The sequence below is a fragment of the Clostridia bacterium genome, assembly GCA_017394805.1.
Taxonomy (GTDB): domain Bacteria; phylum Bacillota; class Clostridia; order Christensenellales; family CAG-1252; genus RUG14300.
The window spans coordinates 60,143-67,503 of the sequence record JAFPXC010000031.1 but is presented as its reverse complement, the minus strand read 5'-3'; the positions used below and the strand labels follow the sequence as shown (position 1 = coordinate 67,503).

7 protein-coding genes and 1 tRNA gene are annotated in these 7,361 nt (G+C 54.2%); 3 read left to right on the top strand and 5 right to left on the bottom strand.

Annotated features, from left to right (window positions below; translation table 11 throughout):
* The 5 genes from II896_07785 to II896_07765 form a co-directional block, all read right to left on the bottom strand.
* The coding region (locus II896_07785) for a helix-turn-helix transcriptional regulator (protein MBQ4444534.1) at positions 1-197 on the bottom strand (197 nt) is incomplete at its 3' end.
* 118 nt (positions 198-315) lie between these two features.
* The gene (locus II896_07780) at positions 316-891 is read right to left on the bottom strand and encodes a hypothetical protein (protein ID MBQ4444533.1); all 576 of its coding nucleotides are present in this window, start codon (positions 889-891) and stop codon (positions 316-318) included.
* Positions 892-1,077: 186 nt separating this feature from the next.
* Positions 1,078-1,164, bottom strand: a tRNA-Leu gene (locus tag II896_07775).
* A gap of 113 nt (positions 1,165-1,277) precedes the next feature.
* On the bottom strand, positions 1,278-2,150 hold the full coding sequence (locus II896_07770; protein MBQ4444532.1) for an ECF transporter S component: 873 nt from the start codon (positions 2,148-2,150) through the stop codon (positions 1,278-1,280).
* Positions 2,137-3,864, bottom strand: coding sequence for an NFACT family protein (locus tag II896_07765; protein MBQ4444531.1), 1,728 nt, complete (start codon positions 3,862-3,864; stop codon positions 2,137-2,139). The genes II896_07770 and II896_07765 overlap by 14 nt, the downstream gene beginning before the upstream one ends.
* A gap of 229 nt (positions 3,865-4,093) precedes the next feature.
* Between II896_07765 and II896_07760 the strand changes: the two genes are divergently transcribed.
* The 3 genes from II896_07760 to clpX are packed head-to-tail and all read left to right on the top strand — an operon-like array spanning position 4,094 to position 7,361.
* Complete coding sequence (locus tag II896_07760) at positions 4,094-5,467, top strand: trigger factor (GenBank protein MBQ4444530.1); 1,374 nt, start codon at positions 4,094-4,096, stop codon at positions 5,465-5,467.
* A 40-nt stretch (positions 5,468-5,507) separates the two neighbouring features.
* Positions 5,508-6,116 (top strand): ATP-dependent Clp endopeptidase proteolytic subunit ClpP, encoded by a 609-nt coding sequence (clpP, locus tag II896_07755; protein ID MBQ4444529.1) that lies wholly within the window; start codon positions 5,508-5,510, stop codon positions 6,114-6,116.
* An 18-nt stretch (positions 6,117-6,134) separates the two neighbouring features.
* Complete coding sequence (gene clpX / locus II896_07750) at positions 6,135-7,361, top strand: ATP-dependent Clp protease ATP-binding subunit ClpX (GenBank protein MBQ4444528.1); 1,227 nt, start codon at positions 6,135-6,137, stop codon at positions 7,359-7,361.

Here is a 7,361-nt window from a genome sequence, read left to right as displayed (position 1 = left end):
TCTTTCATGTCATCGAAGATGATACCGTGTTTTTCGCAATACATATAAAACTTGCCGCTCGTCATGGCTTGCGGTTCCCGATTGCCTTTCTCCCACCGCGTAACGGTAGGCGCGGAGATTCCGAGTTCCTTCGCCAAAGCCTCTTGGCTGAGCGACAGTCTCATTCTCGCATATCTAACTTTTTCACCAAAAGTCATCGCTTCACCTTCCACGAACTTTTCCTATCATAGTTTATCATATATATAGAACAATTTCAATTGCAAAAAACGAAATTGTACGGATTTTTCGATAATTTTTATAAGAGAAATCGGCGTATTATTTGTATCGCTCTTTCAATAGTTGCTCAAATTTCTCTCCGCTATAGAAATAATCCGTTTTGCCGTCTATTTTTTCGGTGAATATCCAGTCGAAGTTGACTTTTTTATTGATCTTTTTTGTTTGCAAAACATTATTTTCGATAAAATCAAAAAACCGATAGCCGTCATCGGCAAACGTCAACTGCGTATGATTGAGCGTAGCGATCGCTCTTTTATCCGCCAGCCGATCAAACGCTACAACGGGATAATCGTCAAAAAACCTTTTCAACAGTTTCGTCATCGTGGCATTATTACTATAGATATCCAACAAATACTGCGCGATAGCGTTTCCGACTCCCGAGAGATCATCGACTTTGACATCGAACAAAAACAGCGTCAATTTTGAAGCAAAGTTTACCACTTGAAGACATTTTCTGCGGTCGAAATAAAAAAGTTTTGCACCCCATTCCAAAAGTCTGTCTCCGCTTTCTTTTTGCACGGCGGCAAGCGCCATCTCTCTGATCGGAGAATGCATATCTTGCGGCAATACTATCCTGTATCTTTCTATCGTTTGTTTCGTAGCATAAATAATCATACCAAAACTATAGCATAATTTGTCCCAACAATCAAGTCGTGCCCAACTTGAAAAAACGTCCAAATAGCAAAAAGGACTTGGAATTATCTCCAAATCCTTTTTGTTGACCGCTCGAAAGTGCAATTACCATCGAATTTTAGTTTTTCATAAAATCCCTAATGGAACAGCACTTTCGTGTAGGTTTTTTGGTGCGGATAGCAGGACTTGAACCTGTATGAAGTTGCCCCCATTAGAACCTGAATCTAACGCGTCTACCAATTCCGCCATATCCGCACGGTCTGTAGGCACGCGCCGTAAACGAAACGGGGAAACGAACGCGTGCAGTATATATTTTATGCAAAATCATGGCGTTTGTCAATGATTTGTGATAAGTTTTCCGTATAAATCTAACGAACGGCGAATACCTTGGCGCGTTTGAGGGCTACTACGATGGCGGGAACGAGCACGGTGAAGACGATGGCTTCGATGAGGGTATTGGTGCCGACGACGAACTCGAGGACGTACAAGAGGTTGAAGTCTGCGCCGTTGAGTTGCTCCCCGCGGGCGAAGACGAGCAGCATTCCCAAGAAGCCGACCGCGTTGAGAATGACGCCGATGAAGGTGATGACCGCGTGGACGAGATACTCCACCGTGACCTTGCCCACCTTGCGGGCGCTGACGCGCGATGGCACGGGGTCGGGTTGGTCGGGTGCAAAAATCGAAGAAGTCTCCGCCGAGGTGACGGCATCCTCGGTCGTGGCGGGCGCTTCGGTCGCTTGTGCCGCTACGGCGTTCTCTTCCGCTTGGGGCGCTTGTTCCGTCAAAGCGTTCTCTTCCGCTTGCGCTTCGCTGTCGGCAACGCCGTCGGCGGCTATGGGTGCCTCGGTCACGGTCAAAGCGTGGCGGGCGTCTATGCGCTTCATCACGAGTGCGGCGAGGGCGGAGAGGAGCGAACAGGCCAACCCCACGACGGCGCGGGGCAATACGGTGATGAGGGGGTTGAGCATATTGTGCCATACGGGAAGCCCCGCGTAGCCTTTGATGACGGCGGTCAATAGGCTGACCACGCCGAAGAAGGCGCCCAATATAAGGCCGTATCGCCAATCTTTCAGTTGGGAGACGGCGAGGACGGGAATGATGCCCAAAGCCAGGCTGAACAGTCCCAACTTGGCGAAGCCTTCGGCCAAGGCGTGCAGGGCTACGATGAGCGCGAGGGAGATGCCCAAGGTGGCCACGGCCACGTTGCGCTCGTGTTTCTTTTGGCGATTAGTTTGTTTCATACTCTTTGTGTCCTTTCGGGGTTACCGTTATCGTTTGGTAGTCGGTGTATACGACCAAGCCGCTCTTCTTTGCGGGGTGGTGCTTGACGTAGCGGCGGGGGGCGTAGTCCACCGCGACTTTGCCGCCCTCTTTTTGGTCGGAGTAGTAGGCGGCTATCTCGGCGGCCGTCTCCAACACGTGGTCGGGGAGGGGCTTGCCCTCGGTGAGAACGACGACGTGCGAGCCTGCGGAGGCCTTGACGTGCAGCCAAATATCGTTCTCCTTGGCGACGTGGAAGGTCAGCCGCTCGTTTTGCAGATTGTTCTTGCCGCGCAGAACGGTGAAGCCGTCCACCACGTAGCGGGGCGGCTCTTCGGGCGCGGGCGTGCGCACTTTTTTATTGTCGCGCGAGGCTTGCAAAAACCCGTTTTGCACGAGTTCTCGCTCGATTTCGGTCAAATCTTTGGCGTCCTCGGCCAGCGAAAATGCGGTCTTGACCGACTGTAGGTAGGCGAGGGTGGATTGATACTCCACCACCTGTTTCTCGGCCACTTGCACGGTGCGTTTTTGCTTGGCGTAACGCTTGTAGTAGGCCTGCGCGTTTTCGGCGGGGGAGAGCATGACGTCCAACGGAACGGTCCTCTCTTCGTCCGCGTAGTAGTCGTACACGACGGCCTCTCGGTCGCCCTTGTGCAGGCGGTAGAGGTTGGACGTGATGAGTTCGCCCATCACGCGCAGATCCTCGTAGCGTTCGCAGTCCAACAATTTTTGTTTGGCGACGGCCAAGAGTTTCTCGTTTTTCTTGATGGCGTTGTCGATGACGGCGCCCAAATGCTTGCCGCTCGCTTTCAGCCGAAGTGCCTTGTCCTTCTGTCCGTGGCACAAGTCCGCCGCCTCGTTGAGGGTGGATGTCTCGGTCATTTCGTACCCCGTCGTGCGATAGGGGAATATATAGTAATCTATGTATTCGCCCATTTCGTCGCGTGCATAGGCGGGACGGAAAGCGGGCGTGCCGAAGGTCTCGTACGCGGCTTTGACGACGGCGGCCAAAGCCTGCGCCTGCGCGGTCGTTAGGGGCGAATAGGGCGCGGTCAATCCCGCACGGGCGACCAACTCGCGCGCCGTGATATTCACCATACCCGCCACGCCCGCGAACAGGTATTTGACCAAGTCGCCCGCCGCAAAACCCGCGAGATAGGCCGCTATGGCGTCCACGTCGTCGGGGGGAATCTTGGTCTGCGGCGGCAGGGTGTAGGCAAGGTGGGGCAGTATGGCCCGCAGTTGGTTTTCGGCGGGCGGAATGTGGCGCATGGCGTCCGTGATCTTGCCCTCGGCGTCCACGGCGATGACGTTGCTGTACCGCCCCATCAACTCCACGTAGAGGCTCATGGTCACGTCGTCGTGCATCTCGTTGCGGCCGAGCACCGCGAAGCGCACGATGCGGTCGTAATTGACCACTTCGACGCGCTGTATCATGCCCCCTTGAAAGTGCCTGCGCAAGTGCATGAGAAACGCGGGGGCGGCGTAGGGATTGTCCTTTTTGGTGCAGGTCAGGTGCATACGGGGCGCGTTGGGATTGGCCGAGACCACCAAGCATTGCGTGCGGCCTTTGTTGCGCACGTAAAAACAGACCTCGTCCTTTTCGGGTTGGGTAACGCGGTCTATTCTGCCGCCCGTCAATGCGGCGGCGAGTTCTTGGGTAAGCGCGTGTAAAGTAACGACGTCCTGCGGCATAACTATATTATATCGCGTAGGCTCGCCAAAATCAAATATTTGGGGCAATTTGTTCCGTACGGCGGGCGTTTCGCGGCGTATCGGCGGGTTTTCGCCGAAAAATCGACGATTTCGGCGGCACATATTAATATTTTTATTAATATCCGCCGTTTTCTCGCGTCGAAAAAGTTGCGTTCGCACGGTAATTGTGTTATAGTAAAGAGCGAAAAGTTTTTTGGAGGAATTCTACATGAGCGAAAATGAAAACAAAATCGTTATCAACCTTAGAAAGACCGACTACGACGTGCCGTATACGATGCAACAATGCGACGACAACGTCAAGAAGTACACTTTCTTGTTGAAGGGCGACGTCTACCAAGCCCTCGAAACCGAAGCCTATTTCAAGACCAAATCCCGTTTTAACGTGGTTGGTTTCCGCAAGGGCAAAGCCCCTATGCATATCATCAAGAGTATGTACGGCGCGTACGCTTTCCTCGAGGAAGCCATCGACACCGCCGTGGACGCGTGCTATCGTCCTTTCTACCAAGACATTATGAGCGGCCTGCGCGTGGCGGCTTCGCCCGACCTCGAGTACGGCAAGTGCGATCACGAGCAGATCGAGTTCACCTTCGTCATCATCGAGTACCCCACCTTGGACAACCTGACCTACAAGGATATCGAAGTGGAGCGCGTGTTGCCCCGCGAGATCACGGACGAGATGGTGGAGGACAAACTCAACAAAGCGCGTGAAAAGGCCGGCTATTGGCAGGATATCACCGACAGACCCGCCGAGATGGGCGACACCACCAATATCAACTACGCCGGTTCCATCGACGGGGAGTTCTTCGCGGGCGGTACGGCCGACGAGCAGGAGTTGACCTTGGGTTCGCACAAGTTCATCGACGGCTTCGAGGATCAGATCGTGGGTATGAATATCGACGAAGAGCGCGACATCAAGGTGACCTTCCCCTCCGACTACGGCGCGGAAGAGTTGGCTGGCAAAGAGGCCGTGTTCCACGTCAAACTCAACAGCCTCAAAGTCAAAGTGTTGCCCGAAGCGGACGACGAATTCGCCAAGGACGTGTCGGACTTCGATACCTTGGCCGAGCTCAAGGACAGCTACCGCAAAGAGCTGGCCGAGCAGGAAGAGTCCCGCGCTAAGAACGGTACCGAGCATAATCTCCTCGCCGCCGTGGTGGCCGCCAACGAAGTGAGCATCAACGCCAAAATCATCGACGAAGCCGCCGAGAACAAGGTAAACGACTTCGAGAAGATGCTCTCCGGCAACGGTATGACCTTGGAAGATTACTGCAACTACACGGGCGTTACCCGCGAGAAGATGGTCGAGGACTATCATCAAAGTTGCTTGGAGCAAGAGAAGCGCAGCCTCGTGCTGACCGAGATCGTCAAAGCCGAGGGCTTGACCGTCAGCCCCGAGGAAATGGACGCGCGCATCCAAAAGGACGCCGAGGCCGTGGGCAAGGACGTGGAGACCTACAAACAGGAAATGAAACGCGAGGACTTCGACTATTTGTACAACAGTATGCTGTCGGACAAATTGGTGGACTATTTGCTGTCCGTCAACAAGTTGGTCGATCCCAAAGAAGAACCCAAAGCCGAATAATTCAAAACGCATTGGGTTAGAATAATAAGGAGGAAAAAACATGAACGAGAAAAACACGTATTATCTTCCCCACGTCGTCGAGCGTACCGCCAACGGCGAAGTCGGGTACGATTTGTATTCGCGTATGCTGCAGGACCGCATCGTCTTCTTGACGGGCGAGATCAACGGGGATATCGCCAACGCGGTGGTCGCGCAACTGCTGTATCTGGAATCGCAAGATCCCAAGAAGGATATTTATATGTATATCAACAGCCCCGGCGGCAGCGTCATCGACGGCTTGGCCATCTACGATACCATGCAATACATCTCCTGCGACGTCGTCACCATCTGCATCGGTTTGGCCGCCAGCATGGGCGCATTCCTGCTGTCGGGCGGCGCCAAAGGCAAGCGGTATAGTTTGCCCCACAGCGAGATCATGATCCACCAGGTGCTCGCCGGCTTCCAAGGTCAGGCGACGGATATCGAGATCCACGCCAAGAACATTTTGGGCATCAAGAAATTGATGAACTCCTTGTTGGCCGAGCACACCGGCAAGAGCATCGAGCAAGTGACCGCCGATTGCGAGCGCGACAACTTCATGACGGCCGAAGAGGCCAAAGAGTACGGCCTTATCGACGAAGTGTATTACAGAAGGCCGAAATCCGAATAATCTATAAGGAAAGACACTATGGCAAGTAAGGAACACAACTATCATTGCTCGTTTTGCGGACGTAGCGAACAGGAGGCGGGTACGTTGATCGCCAGCGAACACGGCGGATATATCTGCCGTGACTGCGTCAATCAATGTCACGATATGTTCAGCAAAAACCCCGCGAAAAAACGTGCGCAAAAGAGCGCGTTGCCTACGCCCAAGCAAATCAAGGCGCAGTTGGACGAGTATATCGTCGGGCAGGAGGACGCCAAGAAGACTTTGTCGGTGGCCGTCTACAATCACTATAAGCGCATTGACAGCGCGATGCCCAAAGGCGACGTCGTCCTCGAGAAGAGCAACGTGTTGTTGTTGGGCCCGACGGGGTGCGGCAAGACGCTCTTGGCCAAGTCTTTGGCCGAGATACTCAACGTGCCCTTTGCCGTGGCGGACGCCACCACTTTGACCGAAGCGGGGTACGTCGGCGAAGACGTCGAGAACATTCTGCTCAAGCTCATTCAGGCCGCGGACTACGATATCGAACGCGCCGAAAAAGGCATCATCTACGTGGACGAGATCGACAAAATCGCCCGTAAGGGCGAAAACGTGTCCATCACGCGCGACGTGAGCGGCGAAGGCGTGCAGCAGGCCTTGCTCAAGATCATCGAGAGCACGGTGGCTTCCGTGCCGCCGCAGGGCGGGCGTAAGCATCCCCAGCAGGAATGCTTGCAGATCGACACCACCAACATTTTGTTCATCTTCGGCGGCGCGTTCGTCGGCTTGGACAAAATCATCAGCAAGAGAAGAGAGCACGGCGGCATCGGCTTCGGCGGCGGCGTAGACAAGGACGAGTCCAACTATGCCGACCTCATCAAAGACGTGCGCCCCGACGACCTCATCAAGTTCGGTCTTATTCCCGAATTCGTGGGGCGTATTCCCATCGTGGTGGGCTTGAACGCGTTGGACGAGACGGCGTTGGTGTCCATTCTCACTCAACCCAAAAACGCGCTGACCAAGCAGTACGCCAAAATGCTGCTGTTCGACGGGGTGGAGTTGCGCTTCGAAGAGGACGCGCTCAAAGCCGTGGCCAAAAAGGCCATCGACCTCAAGACGGGCGCCCGCGGGCTTCGCTCTATATTGGAGGGCGTCATGCTCGACATTATGTACGAGTTGCCCGATATGCCCAACGTGCTGGAAGTCGTCATCACCGCCGAGACCATCGAGGGCGGCGCAAAACCCCAAATACTGTACAAGGATATCGCATAA

Excerpts from the sequence above, each read along its gene's own strand:
- II896_07780 (MBQ4444533.1), bottom strand. The coding sequence starts at position 891 with ATGATTATTTATGCTACGAAACAAACGATAGAAAGATACAGGATAGTA.
- II896_07770 (MBQ4444532.1), bottom strand. The coding sequence starts at position 2,150 with ATGAAACAAACTAATCGCCAAAAGAAACACGAGCGCAACGTGGCCGTG.
- II896_07765 (MBQ4444531.1), bottom strand. The coding sequence starts at position 3,864 with ATGCCGCAGGACGTCGTTACTTTACACGCGCTTACCCAAGAACTCGCC.
- II896_07760 (MBQ4444530.1), top strand. The coding sequence starts at position 4,094 with ATGAGCGAAAATGAAAACAAAATCGTTATCAACCTTAGAAAGACCGAC.
- clpP (MBQ4444529.1), top strand. The coding sequence starts at position 5,508 with ATGAACGAGAAAAACACGTATTATCTTCCCCACGTCGTCGAGCGTACC.
- clpX (MBQ4444528.1), top strand. The coding sequence starts at position 6,135 with ATGGCAAGTAAGGAACACAACTATCATTGCTCGTTTTGCGGACGTAGC.